General features: G+C 64.1%; 16 protein-coding genes. 9 read left to right on the top strand and 7 right to left on the bottom strand.

Going from position 1 to position 16,133, the window contains the following annotated elements; translation table 11 throughout:
- The first annotated feature begins 76 nt into the window (after positions 1 to 76).
- Positions 77 to 1,051 (top strand): EamA family transporter RarD, encoded by a 975-nt coding sequence (rarD, locus tag DDA93_RS13995; protein WP_019481786.1) that lies wholly within the window; start codon positions 77 to 79, stop codon positions 1,049 to 1,051.
- A 21-nt stretch (positions 1,052 to 1,072) separates the two neighbouring features.
- Here the strand turns inward: rarD and DDA93_RS13990 are convergent, their stop codons facing one another.
- The 4 genes from DDA93_RS13990 to DDA93_RS13975 all read right to left on the bottom strand — a co-directional run bounded on the left by DDA93_RS13990 (position 1,073) and on the right by DDA93_RS13975 (position 5,928).
- Positions 1,073 to 1,915, bottom strand: coding sequence for a universal stress protein (locus DDA93_RS13990; RefSeq protein WP_019481787.1), 843 nt, complete (start codon positions 1,913 to 1,915; stop codon positions 1,073 to 1,075).
- Between the two features lie 120 nt (positions 1,916 to 2,035).
- Complete coding sequence (locus tag DDA93_RS13985; RefSeq protein WP_116779109.1) at positions 2,036 to 3,565, bottom strand: APC family permease; 1,530 nt, start codon at positions 3,563 to 3,565, stop codon at positions 2,036 to 2,038.
- Positions 3,562 to 4,524 (bottom strand): universal stress protein, encoded by a 963-nt coding sequence (locus tag DDA93_RS13980; protein WP_019481789.1) that lies wholly within the window; start codon positions 4,522 to 4,524, stop codon positions 3,562 to 3,564. Before DDA93_RS13980 ends, DDA93_RS13985 begins: the two co-directional genes overlap by 4 nt.
- A gap of 3 nt (positions 4,525 to 4,527) precedes the next feature.
- Positions 4,528 to 5,928: an NAD(P)/FAD-dependent oxidoreductase gene (locus DDA93_RS13975; RefSeq protein ID WP_116779108.1), complete on the bottom strand. Its 1,401-nt coding sequence runs from the start codon at positions 5,926 to 5,928 to the stop codon at positions 4,528 to 4,530.
- A gap of 261 nt (positions 5,929 to 6,189) precedes the next feature.
- Here DDA93_RS13975 and DDA93_RS13970 point away from each other — a divergent pair, with 261 nt between their 5' ends.
- Positions 6,190 to 6,852 carry a TetR/AcrR family transcriptional regulator C-terminal domain-containing protein gene (locus DDA93_RS13970; RefSeq protein ID WP_019481791.1) on the top strand — a complete coding sequence of 221 codons (663 nt, stop codon included), beginning with the start codon at positions 6,190 to 6,192 and terminating at the stop codon, positions 6,850 to 6,852.
- A 149-nt stretch (positions 6,853 to 7,001) separates the two neighbouring features.
- On the opposite strand, the gene gabT is transcribed toward DDA93_RS13970, so the two are convergent.
- On the bottom strand, positions 7,002 to 8,378 hold the full coding sequence (gene gabT, locus DDA93_RS13965) for a 4-aminobutyrate--2-oxoglutarate transaminase (RefSeq protein ID WP_019481792.1): 1,377 nt from the start codon (positions 8,376 to 8,378) through the stop codon (positions 7,002 to 7,004).
- A 15-nt stretch (positions 8,379 to 8,393) separates the two neighbouring features.
- Positions 8,394 to 9,833 carry a gamma-aminobutyraldehyde dehydrogenase gene (locus DDA93_RS13960; protein ID WP_019481793.1) on the bottom strand — a complete coding sequence of 480 codons (1,440 nt, stop codon included), beginning with the start codon at positions 9,831 to 9,833 and terminating at the stop codon, positions 8,394 to 8,396.
- A gap of 161 nt (positions 9,834 to 9,994) precedes the next feature.
- On the opposite strand from DDA93_RS13960, the gene DDA93_RS13955 reads away from it, so the two are divergent.
- The 5 genes from DDA93_RS13955 (at position 9,995) to DDA93_RS13935 (ending at position 13,949) form a co-directional block, all read left to right on the top strand.
- Positions 9,995 to 11,425 carry a PucR family transcriptional regulator gene (locus DDA93_RS13955; protein ID WP_116779106.1) on the top strand — a complete coding sequence of 477 codons (1,431 nt, stop codon included), beginning with the start codon at positions 9,995 to 9,997 and terminating at the stop codon, positions 11,423 to 11,425.
- Positions 11,426 to 11,586: 161 nt separating this feature from the next.
- Positions 11,587 to 11,850, top strand: a complete 264-nt coding sequence (locus tag DDA93_RS13950) for a hypothetical protein (protein WP_133185534.1) — start codon at positions 11,587 to 11,589, stop codon at positions 11,848 to 11,850.
- A gap of 46 nt (positions 11,851 to 11,896) precedes the next feature.
- On the top strand, positions 11,897 to 12,589 hold the full coding sequence (locus DDA93_RS13945; RefSeq protein ID WP_116779104.1) for a hypothetical protein: 693 nt from the start codon (positions 11,897 to 11,899) through the stop codon (positions 12,587 to 12,589).
- Positions 12,562 to 13,251, top strand: a complete 690-nt coding sequence (locus tag DDA93_RS13940) for a class F sortase (protein WP_116779103.1) — start codon at positions 12,562 to 12,564, stop codon at positions 13,249 to 13,251. Before DDA93_RS13945 ends, DDA93_RS13940 begins: the two co-directional genes overlap by 28 nt.
- A gap of 5 nt (positions 13,252 to 13,256) precedes the next feature.
- Entirely contained in the window at positions 13,257 to 13,949 is a 693-nt protein-coding gene (locus DDA93_RS13935; protein ID WP_116779102.1) for a 4'-phosphopantetheinyl transferase superfamily protein, read from the top strand.
- Between the two features lie 16 nt (positions 13,950 to 13,965).
- Here DDA93_RS13935 and DDA93_RS13930 read toward each other — a convergent pair whose 3' ends face one another.
- Positions 13,966 to 14,325: a TraR/DksA C4-type zinc finger protein gene (locus tag DDA93_RS13930; protein WP_116779101.1), complete on the bottom strand. Its 360-nt coding sequence runs from the start codon at positions 14,323 to 14,325 to the stop codon at positions 13,966 to 13,968.
- Between the two features lie 284 nt (positions 14,326 to 14,609).
- Between DDA93_RS13930 and DDA93_RS13925 the strand changes: the two genes are divergently transcribed.
- Entirely contained in the window at positions 14,610 to 15,290 is a 681-nt protein-coding gene (locus tag DDA93_RS13925; protein ID WP_116779100.1) for a GAF and ANTAR domain-containing protein, read from the top strand.
- Positions 15,291 to 15,307: 17 nt separating this feature from the next.
- Positions 15,308 to 16,021, top strand: a complete 714-nt coding sequence (locus DDA93_RS13920; protein ID WP_116779099.1) for a GAF and ANTAR domain-containing protein — start codon at positions 15,308 to 15,310, stop codon at positions 16,019 to 16,021.
- Positions 16,022 to 16,133: the final 112 nt, after the last annotated feature.

The following is a 16,133-nucleotide window of genomic DNA, read 5'->3' as shown; positions in this document are numbered from 1 at the left end:
GTGCCGCGCGGAGAGGAATCCGGCTGGAAGTGTAGGAGCGTGGAATAAAATCTGAGACAGCGGCGTTTGAGCCCACGTGACCCCCACCGATATCACCAGCCCGCGCCAGCCCCGAAGCGAAAACTCGACGGGCATCCTTTACGGCATCGGCGCCTACGGTCTTTGGGGTCTCCTCCCGCTGTACTTCATGATCCTGCTGCCTGCGACGGCAATCGAGATTGTCGCGAACCGTGTGCTCTGGTCCCTGGTGTTCTGCGCGCTGCTGCTGACCGTGATGAGGTCCTGGCGGACGATGTGGTCCGCCGCGTCGAACCCACGAATCCTCGGCACTCTGGCGATCGCAGCGCTGTTGATCGCTGTGAACTGGTTTGTGTATACCTACGGGGTCACCAACGGCCACGCGATTGAGGCGGCCCTCGGCTACTTCATCAACCCGATCGTGTCCGTGTTGCTCGGCGTCGTCGTGCTGCGGGAGAAGCTCCGCAGGCTGCAGTGGGCGGCGGTCGGCGTTGGCATCATCGCGGTGGTGGTGCTGGCCATCGGCTACGGCAACGTGCCGTGGATTGCTCTGACCCTCGCCTTTTCCTTTGGGTTCTACGGGTTCGTCAAGAAGCGGGTGGGTTCCAAGGTTGGAGCACTGTCCAGCCTGAGTATCGAAACCGCGGTTCTCACCCCGATCGCGGGTGCCGTGATGATCTGGCTGACGGTGTCGGGATCCGCGACAGTGCTCACCGAGGGCCCCGCACACTTCTGGATCATGGCCGCGGCGGGCATCATCACCGCGGTCCCGCTGCTCTTCTTCGGCGCCGCAGCCCGGAGGCTGCCGCTGACCACGATTGGGCTTCTCCAATACCTCGCGCCAGTGCTGCAGTTCCTGTTGGCGCTCTTCGTTTTCCAGGAAGAGATGCCGTTGGAGCGTTGGATCGGGTTCGGGCTGGTCTGGATTGCCCTGTCGATGCTGACCGTCGACATGCTGCACACCGTGCGAAAGAACTCCCGACCGCGCCGCTCCCGTGATGCCACGCCGGTCGAGGAGACCGCCGCGGTCTAGCCCGGTTAAGGCCAGGAACTCCTAGGCTGCCGGAAGGTTCCAGTCCCGCGGCACAACGATCATTGGCACAGGCAACGCCCGTAGCATCTTGTTGGCTGTCGATCCCAGGAACAGTTGGCTGCGCTTCGCGAGCCGGCTCGATCCGACGAAGACGATCTCGCCTGGATCCCACTCGATGTCGTCGATTGCCTGCTCGATGGTACGCCCGTGGGCAACCGTGATGGTGGTTTCGTGGCCTTCGGGAAGCTGCTCCCCCGCCCGAGCCAGCACTGAGTTGGCGTGCCGGTGTGCAAGATTAATTGCTTCACCGGTATCCGACTGCTCGTTGACGTCCAGCGCCACCAACGAGATCAGGCGCAGCGGCATCCCGCGGCGCGCGGCGGAGTCGACCGCTACATCCAGGACAGCCTCGGCACCCGCACGGGTACCGACTGCGCAGGTGAGTCTGGTCATCCGGTCGCGGTGCCGGTACCCGCGCGGCGCCAACCCGACAGGCACTGGCGACGAGTGCAGGACCGCGTTCGCTACGCTGCCGACGGTGAATCGACGGAGCAGGCCGTTGCCGGCGGCTCCAATGACGATCAGCCCCGCATCGAGGTCATGGGCGACCTCAAGGAGTCCCTCGGCGAAAGAGTCGGCGAGTTTGACGTGCGGCACTACTTCGACGCCCCCTGGAATCCCCTCGATCGCCTCATGCAAAGCGGCAAGGGCCCGGTTGGTGCCGGCGCCGACGCTGCCGTCCTGGGGGCGGTCGAGAACGGTTACCAGATCGATGCTGGCTCCCTGCGTCCGAGCCAGCGAGGTGGCCAACGCCAGCGCGTCACGGCCACGATCATTGTTTGTAAAGCCAACTACATAACGCATACGGCGTGCCTTCCGGATCGAATTCTGACCGGCGCCCGGGGTTACCGCCGCAGATCTGCTCAGGCAACCTTATCGTGGACGGCGGGCACCGAAGTGCCCGCCGTCACACGGCACGGAGGGTTACTGCACCACGTTGGCTGAAGCACTCCCCTGCTTCAGTGTTTCACCGCGGAAGAAGCCAGGGTTGACCCGGTACATGATGAACATCAGCACAGCCCCGAGGAGGATGACCCCGGTCCCGAGGATGAACACCAGCCCCACCCCTCCGATGGACGAGCCGGAACCGTAGCCCGGGTCCATCGAGTCGGTGGCTGTCTTCACGAACATGACCAGCAGGATGACGCCGCCGAGCAGCGGCGCGAGGAACTTCAGCCCGAAGTTGCGGGCGCTGCTGAACGCGACAGCCCTGAAATACCAGACGCAGGCCATCGCCGTGATCCCGTAGTAGAAGCAAATCATCATGCCGAGCGCCGTGATGGTGTCATACAGGGCGTTCTCGGATACCACCCTGGTGACTACGTAGAACCCGGCAGCTGCGACCGCGGCGGCGATAGTGGCGTAGCTGGGCGACTTGTAGGTGGGGCTGATCTTGCCGTAGCTGGCCGGCAGTGCGCGGTAGTGACCCATCGACAGCAGGGTGCGGGCAGGCGACACGAAGGTGGACTGCAGGGACGCGGCGGAACTGCTGAGAACTGTCAGGGACATCAGGATGGCGAACGGGCCCATCACGGGGCCTGCAAGAACCGCAAAAATGCTTCCCTGGTTGTCAACATTTCCGGCGCCGAGTTCGCCGTCACCCACACCTGCATAGGTGAGGGTCGCCAACGCAACCGTCAGGTAGATCACCACAATGACCAGGACGGTGAGGGTTGCTGCCCGGCCGGGAGTACGTTCGGGGTCCTTGGTTTCCTCATTCATGGTCAGGGTGACGTCCCAGCCCCAATAAACGAAGATCGAGAGGGACACACCAGCGGCGAAAGCCGAGAAGGATTCCACCGCAAACGGGTTGAACCAGTCGGGGCTGATGGCCGTCGCGTCGAAGGCTGTCCCATTGGCGACGTGGGCAAAGGCCGCGATGGCGAACCAGCCCAGGACCAACAGCTGGAAGCCGACCAGCACGTACTGCACGGCTTTGGTGGTTTCCATACCGCGGTAGGAAACCCAGCAAGCCAACGCGATGAACACCAGGGTGGTGACGATGTTCAATGGCAGGTTAAGGGTCAGATCGGCCAGCGAGTCGTTTCCGGTCAGCTGGGCGAGCATCAGGTAGAAAAAGTCGACAGCAACAGCTGCCAGGTTCGACAGGACAATAACTGTCGCGGCGATCAGACCCCAACCACCCATCCAGCCGATCCACGGCCCAAAAGCCCGGGTGGCCCAGGTAAAGGAGGTGCCGGCGTCGGGCATTGAATTGTTCAATTCGCGGTAGCCAAGGGCCACCAGCAGCATCGGGATGAAGCCGACCAGGAAGATGGCGGGCAACTGCACCCCCACCTCTGCAACGGTGGGACCGAGCGCCGCGGTCAGCGTGTACGCGGGAGCGATGCACGATACACCGATCACCACCGCGCCCAACAGGCCGACCGACCCGGAGTTGAGACCTTTCTGGCTGAGTCCGGTGGAGGGATCTTTCGTTGGTATGGTGCTCACTGCTTCACCTCGGTGGATTGAACGTCCTTGCCTTCACCGGCATCGGACCGCTTGGTAACAGACCGCTCCGGCTGGTGCGACTGGTCCTCAACAGCTGTGTAACTTCGTGGCACCACAACCATGGGCACCGTCAATGCTCGAAGGATCTTGTTTGCAGTAACGCCGAGGAACAGGCGGCTGTGCTGCGCCAGACGACTGGAACCGACCAGGAGGACCTCGCCCTCGTCCCAGGCCAGCGCTCCGATCGCTTCCTCGACGGTGGCTCCCTGCGCCACTTCCACACTGACCTGCCCGCCGGCGGCGAGTGACGACGCCGCTTCGGCCAGACGCGTGTTGGCGTGCTGGTGCGCGGAATCCACCGCGGCGGCGTCCGCTCCCCCATCGGTGCCCGTTGCCGGGTCAAGCGCCACGAGCGAGACCAGCCTGAGCGGGAGTCGACGTCGGGTGGCTGAGTCGACGGCCACCGCGATCACCGCATCCGCACCCTCCCTGGTACCCACCGCACAGGTGAGCCGGGTGATTGGATCGAGGCGTCGATAGCCCTGGGGTGCCAGGGCAACGGGTACCGGCGATGCATGCAGGAGGGTTCCGGCGACGCTACCGACGTTGAATCGTTTTCGCAGGCCTCGTGAGCTGGCACCGATGATGATCAGCGAAGCGCCCGAATCAACCGCTGCGTCGATGAGCCCGCCCGCCTGTGAATCTGCGCTGATGACGTGCGCGCGGGCGGTTACGTCGTCGGGGATCAGGGCGAGCCCTTCAGCCAGCCATTCCTGCAACTGGGCCGAGAGGATGCTCTCGAACCCTTTTTCTGGTGGATAGACCGCATTGAATGGGGAATGCTCGGGCATCACCATCACCAATTGGAGGTTCGCATCCTGGCGTCGAGCCAGGGCGACGGCGAGGCTGACGGCATCGCGTCCGCGTTCATCTGCTGTGTACCCGACGATGTAGTCCATCGGTCATGCTCCTTCGGTTGCCGAGAGGCCCACGATGTTCCGGGCTGTGATTTGACCCATCCGGACGGCACCTTCGACGTGCTGATAGCCCTCGGCAGCCAGATCCGAGCAGGACCAGTGGATCGGCCCGACGGGGGTGAGCTGGTCAGGGCCATAACGGTGCAGGCCGCCGAGGTCGTAGCTGGTCGCGTAGGCGCCCCTGGTCCATTCCTCGGAGCCCCAGTCCGATTCGTAGTACACCTCGGGGGTGAGTGCCTCGGAGCCGAGGAAACCGGCAATGGACTCGAGGATCATCTGCCGACGGGCTTCGGGTGACAGCCTGAACACGGCGTCGGCCTTTTCGTCCGAGACGAAACCGACCAGCGTTCCGCGGGAATCCTCGTGGTTGGTGTTGTCGTACACCTCCTGCACGATCGAGGAGGCACTGAACCCGGTCCCGGAGAGACCATCGGCGCGCCAGAACGGTGTCGCGTAGACGGCATGGACCTTGATGACGAGCCCCAGGGACTGGTGCTGGTGCATCTGATGCTGGCGGCGAGGCAGCGGTGGCTCATAGGACACCCGCGAGTACAGGTTCGGCGGAACCGCCATGATTGCGTAGCGCGCCTTGACGGTGACGGTGTCGGACACCGCGGTGACGCCGCCGCCGTTGCTGCCGCTGCTGTTGTTGCCGCCGTCTTCGTGCCAGCGCAGCGTTCGGACTGGGCTGCTGAGCACGACGTCATCCCCCAGACGATCCGCGAGGCGTTCCGACACCTGCTGCATGCCGCCGACCACCCGCTGGTCAAGGATGAAGTTCTCATCGACCAGGTTGGAGAAGGATCCTGCCGACGCAGCCATCAGCACAGCCTGCAGGGCTGAGAAGGCATGAGCGGGTTTGGTGAGCATTCCGCCAGCGATGAAGAGCCCAATATTGTTGCAGGCTTCCTCGTCGCTGGACTGCTGCCGTAGCCAGTGGTGGAAGGAGATCGTGTCCAGTGCCCGGGCTTCCGGGTGGTTCCACGGGGTTTCCGGGCCGGCCTCTGCTGCGAGGCGGTCCAGCAGTTCGATCAGCCGATTCATTTCCCCTTCAGTGGCGGCCGAGACGGGGAACATGTCTCCGGTGTAACGGGTGCGGGCGCCGTCGGCTCCGATGTAGACAGAGTCCCCCTCCCGGTACCTGTCGTAGGTTTCCAGTCCCAGCTCATCGAGCATTCCTTTGAGAGCGGTCTGGTCTGGGGATACCCATTGGCCCCCAATCTCCAGGAGCGCGCCGTCGATGGTGTCGGTCCAGGTGCGTCCGCCAACCCGGTCTCGTGCCTCCAGGACAGCGACGCTCAGCCCTGCCCTCTTCAACTCCCACGCCGCGGTGAGGCCCGAGGGGCCCGCCCCGATGATTACGACGTCGCGTTCTAGATTCTCCACTGTTACCTTTCAGACAATATGGTCCACGCCACAAAATGAATGCCATTCATTTATTAGGGATACTGTAGCGATAGCCGGCAGTTTTGGAAAGGGCACACCCCGCACCCTCCGGCTGAGTCAACAGACATGACGTGTTTGGCGACGGAAACTTGTCATTAGTGTTGACTCGATCCGGGCGGGTGCTGGACCCACCGGCAGGAACGACAGCAATGGCGGGGCAGTAGAATGAATCCGCAGCGAAGAGACGGTGAAGGGGCGGTCATGGGAAGTGTGGGAGCGCCGGTCAGCCGCCGTCGGGCGGGCCGTCCGCCGCGCGGACTGCTGTCACGGGACCTCATTACTGATGCAGCACTTGCCCTGATTGCCAGCCAGGGCTACGAGGGCCTCACCATGTCTGCCCTAGCCCAGCGCCTGCGAGTGGCACCGTCGGCCCTGTACAACCACGCTGAATCCAAGCAGGAAGTGCTGCGCTGGGTCGAAGACGAGGTGATGGCGAAGGTGGACTTCAGCGCTTTCGCCGCGGCCCCCTGGGATGAGGCGGTTCGCTCTTGGGCCTGGTCCTACCGCGGTGTCTTCGCAGCTCATGCACCGCTCATCTCGGTCATCGCCATTCTGCCCGTCACAGGCGCACCCGAAACGCTTGCCATGTACGAAGCGGTCACCAAAGGATTCCTCGACGCCGGTTGGCCGGCGGATCGGATTATCCCCGCCATCGTCGCCCTTGAGTCCTTCATCTTCGGATCAGCGTTCGACGTCGCCGCCCCCGAAGACATTTTTGAGTCAGGCAGCCTGGGGCCTGACTACCCTCTATTCACGGCCGCCGTCCGCCTTCGGGGCGGGTCCCAGGCCGACTCAGCCGACGCCGCGTTCACCGTCGGGCTCGAAGCTCTGATCACCGGACTGAAAGCGCAAGTGGCGGGCTGACACCGTCGACCCCTGCCGCACAGCCCTTGCCCTACGCGCCGAAGCCGTCGTTCCCGCCAAACGCAGCAGAGGTTTTCTGCAGCGCTAGCGGGTTACTGCGGCGCAGACCGGGGTCGACGGCGCCGACCCCGGCGGCAACAGCGTGTGCTCTACTTGGCGGCGCGGATAGCAGCCTCGAGGACGTCCAGCCCGTCGTTCAGCAGCTCATCACCAATCACTAGCGGCGGGAGCAGCCGGACCACATTGCCGTACGTGCCACAGGTCAGGATGATGACACCCTCCTGCAGGCACGCGGCAGCAATGGCCTTCGTCGCATCCGGGTTTGGTGTCTTGGTCCCCGGCTTCACGAACTCGATGGCAAGCATCGCGCCCCGGCCGCGGATCTCACCGATGATCGACTCGGCCCCAAGATCCTCCTGCAGGCCCCGAAGCCGTGACGTTGCCAGCTCCTCGATAGCCTGAGCTCGGGCAACGAGATCCTGTTCCTGCATCGTCTCGATAGCGGCCAACGCGGCAGCGCAGGCCACCGGGTTGCCACCGAAGGTGCCGCCGAGACCGCCGGGGTGAACGGCGTCGAGCAGGTCGGCCCGGCCGGTGATTGCCGAAAGCGGCATGCCGCCGGCGATTCCCTTGGCCATGGTGATGATGTCGGGCACAACGCCCTCGTGGTCGACCGCGAACCAGGCGCCGGTGCGGCAGAAGCCGGACTGCACCTCATCGGCGATGAAGACCACTCCGTTGGCCTTGGCCCACTCGGCCAATGCTGGCAGGAATCCTTCGGCGGGGACGATGAAACCGCCCTCCCCCTGGACGGGTTCGATGATGATGGCGGCCAGTGAACTGGCCCCGATCTGCTTCTCCATCATCGTGATGGCGCGCTGAGCCGCTTCAGCCCCGGTGATCGAGGGGTTTTCCTCGCGGAAGGGGTAGCTCATTGGCAGCCGGTAGACCTCGGACGCGAACGGGCCGAAGTCACCCGAGGGCCCACCCTTGTACGGCAGTGACTTGGCGGTCAGGGCCATCGTGAGGTTGGTGCGGCCGTGGTAGGCATGATCGAAGGCGGCGACGGCGGTGCGACCGGTCGCCAGGCGAGCCACCTTGATCGCGTTCTCGACAGCCTCGGCGCCCGAGTTGAACAGCACAGTCCGCTTCTCGAAGTCGCCGGGGGTCAGCTCGGCCAGCTTCTCAGCCACGGCAATGTAGCCCTCGTAGGGCGTGACCATGAAGCAGGTGTGGGTGAAGTGCTCCACTTGCTCCTTGACGGCGCCGACGACGGCGGGATCCGACGCGCCAACGCTGGTCACCGCAATGCCGGAGCCGAGGTCGATGAACGAGTTACCGTCGACGTCGTGAATGATGCCGCCGTCGGCGTCGGCAACATACACCGGCACGCTTGAGGCAACGCCCTTGGCCACCACTGCCGCCCGACGAGCGGCAAGCTCGGTGGACTTGGGGCCTGGGAAGTCGGCGATGATCTTGCGCTTTTGCTCGAGCCGGAATTGCGGCTGGATCGCTTGGGTGGTCATAGTGAAACTGCCTTTCTAAACATCAAGCGCGCTCATGACGTGCTTGATCCGGGTGTAGTCCTCAACGCCATACATCGAGAGGTCCTTGCCGTAACCGGAGCTCTTGAAGCCTCCATGCGGCATCTCGGCGGTGAGAAGAATGTGGGTATTGATCCAGACCGCGCCGAAGTCGAGGTCCCGGGACACCCTCATGGCGGTGCCATGATCGGTGGTCCAGATGCTCGACGCCAGCGCGTACTCGACGTCGTTGGCCAGCTCGACCGCCTCGTCCTCGGTGGTGAACTTCTGCACGGTGATGACCGGGCCGAAGGTTTCCTGCTGGACAATGTCGTCGGTCTGGCGGGCACCGGTGACGATGGTCGCCTCGTAGAAGTAGCCCTTGTCCCCGGAGCGCTTGCCCCCAATCTCGACCTTGCAGTGCTCAGGAAGGGCGTCCATCACCGCATTGACCGAATTGAAGTGGTTGATGTTGTTCAGCGGGCCGAAGTAGTTCTGGGAGTCGTCGGCGTTGCCGGTCTTGAGCGTTTCGGTGTGCGCCACCATGGCGGCCACCAGGTCATCGTGGACCGAATCCTGGACCAGCACCCGGGTGATCGCCGTGCAATCCTGGCCCGCATTGAAGAACGAGAACTCAGCGATCGCTGCTGCGGTCTTCTTGATGTCGGCGTCGGCGAAGACGACGGCGGGTGCCTTGCCTCCCAACTCAAGGTGAGCTCGCTTGAGCGACTTCGCCGCTCCGGTGGCGACGGCGATACCGGCACGGACCGATCCGGTGATTGAGACCAACCCTGGCACGGGATGGTCGACCATCGCGGCCCCGGTTTCCCCGGTGCCCAGCACCACGTTCAACACCCCCGGTGGAAGGATGCCCTGGGTCAGCTTCGCCAACACCAGGGTGGACTCGGGTGTGGTGTCGCTGGGCTTGAGGACCACCGTGTTGCCAGCGGCGAGCGCAGGACCGATCTTCCAGATGGCCATCAGCAGCGGGTAGTTCCAGGGTGCAACCTGGGCGACTACCCCAATGGGCTCGCGACGGATATAGGAGGTGTGGCCCTCGACGTATTCGCCAGCGGATTTCCCTTCCAGCAGGCGAGCGGCGCCGGCGAAGAACCTCAGCTGGTCGGCGCCCACGGCCACTTCCTCGGCGGCAATCAGATCGCGCACCTGCCCGGTGTTGCGGTGCTGCGCATCGACCAGTTCATCGCTGGCCGCCTCAAGCGCGTCGGCGAGCTTCAGCAGCATGAGCTGCCGCTGGCTCGGGGTGACGTGCTTGAACGTCCTGAACGCTTGAGCGGCCGCCGTCATGGCGGCGTCGACATCCGACTTCAGCGATACTGGCGCCTTCGCCACGACCTCGCCATTGGTGGGGTTGACGATGTCGAGCAGCTCGGTGCCGGCCGGTGTGACAAACTCGCCGTTGATAAAGTTTTGGAGGGTGGTTACCACGGTATTCATCCCTTTTCTATGATGGGCTGACGGATCACTGCGGATCCATCACAGCGTAAATCCATTGCTGACCCTACGCCTCCTCTTATTCCCCGGCCTAGGGTGATGCGCACAACAACCTGGGGCGCCTGTCATGCACCCGCACAGTGTCACGGTCCTATAGTTGAGGCATGGCCATCAACCTTCCCACCCTGCTTACGGCCGCCGGCCTCGGTCTCCACACCGTGGGGGCCGCCGTCGTGCCGGACATCCCCATCCAATGGGTCGCGGTAACCGAGCTTGAGGATCCTCTTCCATTCCTCAGCGGCGGCGAGGTGGTGCTGACCACCGGCCTCCGGCAGAAAACGACGACGGCGCAGCGCTCCTTCGTGCGCCGAGTCCATGAGTCGGGGGCGCTGGGGATCGGCTTCGGCACTGGGCTTGGGCACCGGCAGGTCCCCGCCGCACTGGTCGACGAGGCAGATTCCCTGGGGCTGCCCGTGTTCCGCGTCCCCTACGAGACCCCGTTCATCGCCATCGGGAAGATTGTCGCTGACTCGCTCTCAGCCGACCACTACTCCAGGCTCGAAAGCCTGTTGAAGGGTCATCAGGTTCTCGCGTCGGCCCTGCTCGGGGAGGGTGGCCTCCCCCAATTGCTGCGGGAGCTTGCCACGATGCTCGGCACCGACGTCGTGCTGTCCCAGTACGGCGCCCAGCTGTTCAGTACTGAGACGACCGGAGGAGTCGGGTCTGGCGCCCCCGGCGGCCACTGGCATCGGCTCCCGGTGGCCACCGGCCTGAAAGACCGCTGCACGCTTGCCATCGCGGAGCCTTACAACCCCAACGCCATCGTCGCCTATGCGCAGAGCCTGATCAGCGTCGAGTTGAGCAACCAGGCCCGACGGCGGGCCAGTGAACGCGCAGTGGTTGGGCAGCTCTGCCAGGACGTGGTCCGCGGCACCCTGGCAGGTCCCGACGCCGTCGCGCGCCTGGGTGGCGCCGGCATCGACACCGCACTGCGCCAAGTGGTGGTGATCGTCGAAGTGGCCTCCGGGCAGCGTAGGGCGCTGCGAACCCTGCCGACACCGGCAGGGTTCGCGTCGGGAGTGGAAGCGCTGGTTGACGAGCGGTTGGTCATCGCCGTTCCTGACGGTGATGGACCCGTTCTCAGTCAGCAGATGGGCGCCTACCTCCACGGTGCCGGGCTGACCGCGAAGGTGGGGTATGGGGGTGCCTATGCGCAGGCCAGCGGCTTCCGCTGGAGCTATTTCGAGGCGCGGGAATCGTTGACCAGGGGCTTGCCCGTGAACACCCCTGACCGGCTGAGTCTGACCTCCCTGCTGATGGCCAGCGAGGATGTGCCACTCGCCGATCTCGCTGCTGAAGCGTTGGATCCGGTCGTGGCGTTTGACCAGCGCCATCACGCCGAGTTGATGGTGACGCTTGAGCGGTACCTGATGCTGAACGGGTCGGTCGCGGCGGTCGCTGAGGCGTTGCAGCTTCATCGGAACACCGTGCGTTACCGGTTGCAGCAGATCCAGGACCTGAGCGGCTACGACCCGGGAGTCACCGCCGACCGGGTTCACTTGTACCTCGCCCTGAACGTGCGGGGACTCCGATAGCCGGGCAGCGGTGACACAAATTGTCCGAAAAGTGCTGGTCTTTCGTCAGACGGCGTGGTCAAATTACGTCAGCCAGACAGCACCGCTCCCAGCGTCGCGCATCCGGCGGATGCCGCTCAAGGGGGACTTGAGGGCCTTTCTCAAGGAAGAGACGTGGTCTCATGACGCACCGTAATCGACTGATGACCTTCGGCACGTGTGCCGCACTCATCGCTGGTTCTACCTTTCTAGCTGCCTCACCCGCAGTAGCCGCGCCCGCCTCGGCCTCCTGCGTTGCTGCTCAGTCTGCGCTGGGGGCTGCCCTGGACTCCGCGTCGGTGGACATCGGCCTGGCCTACGATCTGAAAACCGCGCTGGCCGCCATCGAGGCCGCTTCCGAGGCACTCGATCAGCTGGATAGACGCCGACATCGCAGCAGTTCATGAATACGCAGCGTACGACGCCGCGATTGCGGCCTTTGAATCGGCGGCGATGGCCCTGGAAACAACCCAGGCTGCTCTGGACGCGGCACAGACCGCGAAGTTCCTCGCCGATGACCGTGTTGTGGCTGCCGCGCTGGCGCTCGCTGACGTGGCAGACGGCGACGACGTCGCTCGCCTCGCCGCTGAGGCAGAGCTCGCCGCCGCCCGGGCCTTCCAGGTCGAGGCGACAACCGTGCTGGCTGCACGGCAGGCGGAACGGGACACAGCACCCGAGGCATTCGCTGCGGCTGATGAAGCGCTGATGGAAGCACAGCTGGCATTGGAAGATGCGCTCTACACCGAAGCAGTAGTCGCGGCCGAGAACACCTACTACGCCGCAATCGAGACCATCGAATCAGTTCTTGCCGCTCTGGGCGGCGCCGGCACCGGTACCAGTATCGAAGAGGTCCAGGTGCTGGTGAACGCTGCGCTCGCTGCCTGCGCTGCGCCGGGCACGGGAGAGGGCGCCGGCGAGGACTTCGAGGTGCCGGTTGTCGTTGTCGCACCCACCGCCCCGGCGGCGCCCGGCCCGATCGGCTCCGGGACCACTGCGGCAGCCGGGAGGGGTTTGAACATCCAGACCGCAGCTGCTGACCCAGCACCCGACACTGCAGGCGCCCTGACCTTTGGCGGGGCGGCGGGAGCGGCGTTGGTGCTTTTGTCAGGTGCTGGCGTGTGGCTCCGCCGCTCCACCCGGGCCTGAGCATGCGCGGCTGGCGGGGCTCCCCGGCCCGGTGGGCCGGTCTGGCGCTGTCTGCTGCCCTGATCGTTGCCGCTACGTCGGTGGCGGGCGAAGCCTCATCTGAACCTGTCACGTTCGACCGCCAGACCGTAGCCGCTGCCTTCGTTCCAGTCCAGCCGGCCGAACCGCCAGCGGCAACGGCAACGGCTGCACCATCGGTTCCCGCCCCGGAACCAGCCGCGTCACCGCCTGGCTGGCTCACTGTGGAGGCCGCAGGGATCGACCAATCCATCCTGCCCCTCACCCCCTCGGCGGAGGAGTTTGCATCGCAGTCAATCGTGCCGCCGTTGACCGAGGATGCCTACTGGCTGACATCCTTTGGGACACCCGGGCTGGCGTCGGAAGACACCACCTACATCACCGGCCACAGCTGGGAGGGCCGTGACGCCCCCTTCAACCGACTGAGCACCGACGCCAACGTGGGCGATTCGATTGTGCTCACCACCGAAACGGGCGTTCTCGACTACGTCATCGATTCGGTGACCACCCACGACAAGAACACCCTGAAGGACAGCGAGATCTGGAATATCGTGCCCAACCGTCTGGTCCTGATCAGTTGCTACACCGAAGACATTTGGGGCAAAAACGTGGTCATCACGGCCAGCCCTGCGGGCAGCGTCTAGAAGTCGTGCCGGTTCAGTACATTGCGGTTACCGCGTCCGGGGTTGCCCGGACGCTTGAGCCGCTGGGAGGACTTGACCGATTCCTTCCGGCTACGGTCCGGACTGCTGCCGATCGCCTTCAGCATGAACAGGACCGGCTGACTTACCGTGCGGCTCACGCCGTGTTCCGGCTCATGGCGGCTCAGCTGCTCGGCGCAACCCCGTCGGAGGCCCCCGCGCTGCCGGTAACACGCTCCTGCCGGATCTGCGGCTCGGGCCTGCATGGCAAACCGGCCATCAAGGGAGTGGAGCTGAGCCTGTCCCGTTCCGCGGGCTCACTCCTGGTGGCCTCGGCTCCCGCCGGACACCCCATCGGTGCCGATATCGAGCACATCCCCGACGCCGTCTTCGACGGGTTCGACGCCTATGCCCTCTCGGTTTCGGAGCGGGAACAGCTCCGGGCCGACGACGTCGATGCGCGGCTCCGGCTGTGGGTCGCCAAGGAGGCGGTACTGAAAGCAACCGGGCATGGGCTCAGCATCGAGCCCTCCACCTTTTCCATCGCAGGCAATTCCTGCACGGGACTGGCCGCCGCGGAGCACCTGAAACTGACCTGGGTCGGCCCACCTGTTGGGTATGCTGCGGCGATCGCTGCGCCCGCCGCTTCGGAACTGGCCGCAACGGAGCTGGTCCAGTTGACGATGCTCCAGTTGGTGTAGCCGAGCAGGCGCCCAGCTATTTACCGGTCGCGTGGTCGAGGCAGTACGGTGTCCACGGCCGGGCTTCAAGGCGTCCACCCGCAATCATTTGGCCGCAGCTGGCACACACGCCGTAGGTGCCGGCGTCGAGCCTTGCCAGCGCGGCTTCAATCTCTTCGGCCCTGCCTCGTGCGTCCCGGGCCAGAGCTGACATCTGTGAAAGTTCAGCGGCGATGGTGGTCCCCTCGGGGTCGTGTTCGTCGTCGACGTTTGAATTGTCCCGGGCCGCGCTGACCGAGCGGCTATCGGCATCCAGTGCGGCGAAACTCGCGCGGGTGCGGGCGAGCTCCGCGCGCAGACGCGGACGGTAAGGCTCAAAGTCTGTCTCGGCTGCCATGGCGCAATAGTACGGTGTCACCGGCCCCGGTCGACGACGGGACGGGCGAGTGATTCGGTTGTCAACCCACCCGGGTGGAGCTCCATCTGGTAGTCCAGTCCCCATGGAAAGGGAGAGCAGTCGACCACCGCTAATATTTGCGGGAGATCAGGACCTGTTCAATTCTTCGGAGTCGACCAGCGAATCGTCTATCCTAATAACTGCCGGCGTCCCGCTACCTGGGATTGCCGCTCGGCTGAGAACCGCCCGGCCAGCTGGCGGCGCGGCAAGAACGACAGGGACTTATGGTTGAGCGGTGCATTTCCACAGCAAACAGCAACGGTGCGACCCTGTGCACCCCGTACCTTACGGAACTCCCGATCACTGGTGCTGCCATCTCGGTTTTCGGCGGAGCCGTTCAGGAAACGATCTGCTGCAGTGATGACATTGCGCGCAGGCTCGATGAGTTGCAGTTCGAACTTGGGGAGGGTCCCCGCTGGGAAGCAGCCTCAAGTCGAGTCCCGGTACTGATCCCGGATACCGCAGAAAACTTGCACACCCGGTGGCCTATTTTCGGTAACGCGGTCCGTGCCACAGAGGTGAAGGCGATGTTCGTCTTTCCCCTTGTTCTTGGCGCGATCGATATTGGAGTCGTCGAGCTGTACCGGACGAACCCAGGCAAGCTCAGCGGAGCGAACGCTGCGGCGGCAGCAGTCCTCACCGATCAAACCTCGTGGAGGTTGCTGCGTCGGATGTTGACCAGGGAACCCGGCCACGACGAATCGTTTGGGGGCAATGACGACACCTCACTATCGCGCCGCGAGATTCACCAAGCCACCGGAATGGTCCTGGCGCAGGCGAACATCACAGCCACTGACGCTCTCCTTCTGTTGCGGGGATACGCCTTCGCCGAGGGGCTCCAATTAAAAGAGGTAGCAGCTGCGGTTATCGAACGCCGGCTGGACTTTACGCCGAAACCTCAATAGCGGAGTAAACTCTATTCATGGTGACTTCGACCCGCGCAGAACGCGTCAGCGCTGCTTTCGTAAAGATCGCTGACACGCTGGTCGACGACTACGACGTTCTTGATCTTCTCCATGCTCTCGTGGAGGAGTCGATCGACATTCTCAACGCGACTGCGGCCGGGCTATTGCTCGTGGACCAGCACGGCGAGCTCCAGGTCCTGGCGTCCACCAGCGAGGAAAGCCAGCTGGTCGAGGTACTGCAGCGCGAAGCTGGCGCTGGACCCTGCGTCGAGGCTTTCCAGACCGGAAAAGTTGTCACGGTTGACAATATTGCCGACCTCGGTGACCGTTGGCCCGATTTCAAGCAGGCAGCTCTGTCGCAGGGATTTCGTTCGGTACATGCCATCCCCATGCGGATACGAGGCAGGACAATCGGTGCCCTCAACCTTTTCGGTGTGAATGCTGGCGCACTGTCCGTGGAAGATGCAGCGATTGGGCAGGCACTCGCCGACGTTGCCACGATCAGTATTCTGCAGGAGCGCGCGGTCCGCGAAGCCGGGGTCATCAATGATCAGCTCCAGCGCGCCCTGACCAGCAGGATCCTGATTGAACAAGCCAAGGGCGTGGTGGCCCAGTTGAGCAATGTCGATATGCATGAATCGTTTACCCGGATCCGCAACCATGCCCGCCGGAACCACCTCACGTTGCACGACACGGCGACCCAGATCGTCGATCGGTCATTGTCGCTGTAGCCAGACCGTAACAGTCAGGCAGGCGCCAGGCAGGCGCCAGGCAGGCGTCAGGCAGGCGTCAGGCAGGCGTCAGGCAGGCATAGTGCACTTTAAGTGAAAATGCGTTGTCAGG

The sequence above is a fragment of the Arthrobacter sp. Bz4 genome (assembly GCF_003075455.1).
Classification (GTDB): Bacteria; Actinomycetota; Actinomycetes; order Actinomycetales; family Micrococcaceae; genus Arthrobacter_D.
This window is presented reverse-complemented; position numbering and strand designations above follow the sequence as displayed.

What these genes read in the sequence shown, in the direction of transcription:
- DDA93_RS13990 (WP_019481787.1), bottom strand. Translation starts at nt 1,915, where the DNA reads ATGCGTTATGTAGTTGGCTTTACAAACAATGATCGTGGCCGTGACGCG.
- DDA93_RS13980 (WP_019481789.1), bottom strand. Translation starts at nt 4,524, where the DNA reads ATGGACTACATCGTCGGGTACACAGCAGATGAACGCGGACGCGATGCC.
- DDA93_RS13970 (WP_019481791.1), top strand. Translation starts at nt 6,190, where the DNA reads ATGGGAAGTGTGGGAGCGCCGGTCAGCCGCCGTCGGGCGGGCCGTCCG.
- gabT (WP_019481792.1), bottom strand. Translation starts at nt 8,378, where the DNA reads ATGACCACCCAAGCGATCCAGCCGCAATTCCGGCTCGAGCAAAAGCGC.
- DDA93_RS13960 (WP_019481793.1), bottom strand. Translation starts at nt 9,833, where the DNA reads ATGAATACCGTGGTAACCACCCTCCAAAACTTTATCAACGGCGAGTTT.
- DDA93_RS13955 (WP_116779106.1), top strand. Translation starts at nt 9,995, where the DNA reads ATGGCCATCAACCTTCCCACCCTGCTTACGGCCGCCGGCCTCGGTCTC.
- DDA93_RS13950 (WP_133185534.1), top strand. Translation starts at nt 11,587, where the DNA reads ATGACGCACCGTAATCGACTGATGACCTTCGGCACGTGTGCCGCACTC.
- DDA93_RS13945 (WP_116779104.1), top strand. Translation starts at nt 11,897, where the DNA reads ATGGCCCTGGAAACAACCCAGGCTGCTCTGGACGCGGCACAGACCGCG.
- DDA93_RS13930 (WP_116779101.1), bottom strand. Translation starts at nt 14,325, where the DNA reads ATGGCAGCCGAGACAGACTTTGAGCCTTACCGTCCGCGTCTGCGCGCG.
- DDA93_RS13925 (WP_116779100.1), top strand. Translation starts at nt 14,610, where the DNA reads ATGGTTGAGCGGTGCATTTCCACAGCAAACAGCAACGGTGCGACCCTG.
- DDA93_RS13920 (WP_116779099.1), top strand. Translation starts at nt 15,308, where the DNA reads ATGGTGACTTCGACCCGCGCAGAACGCGTCAGCGCTGCTTTCGTAAAG.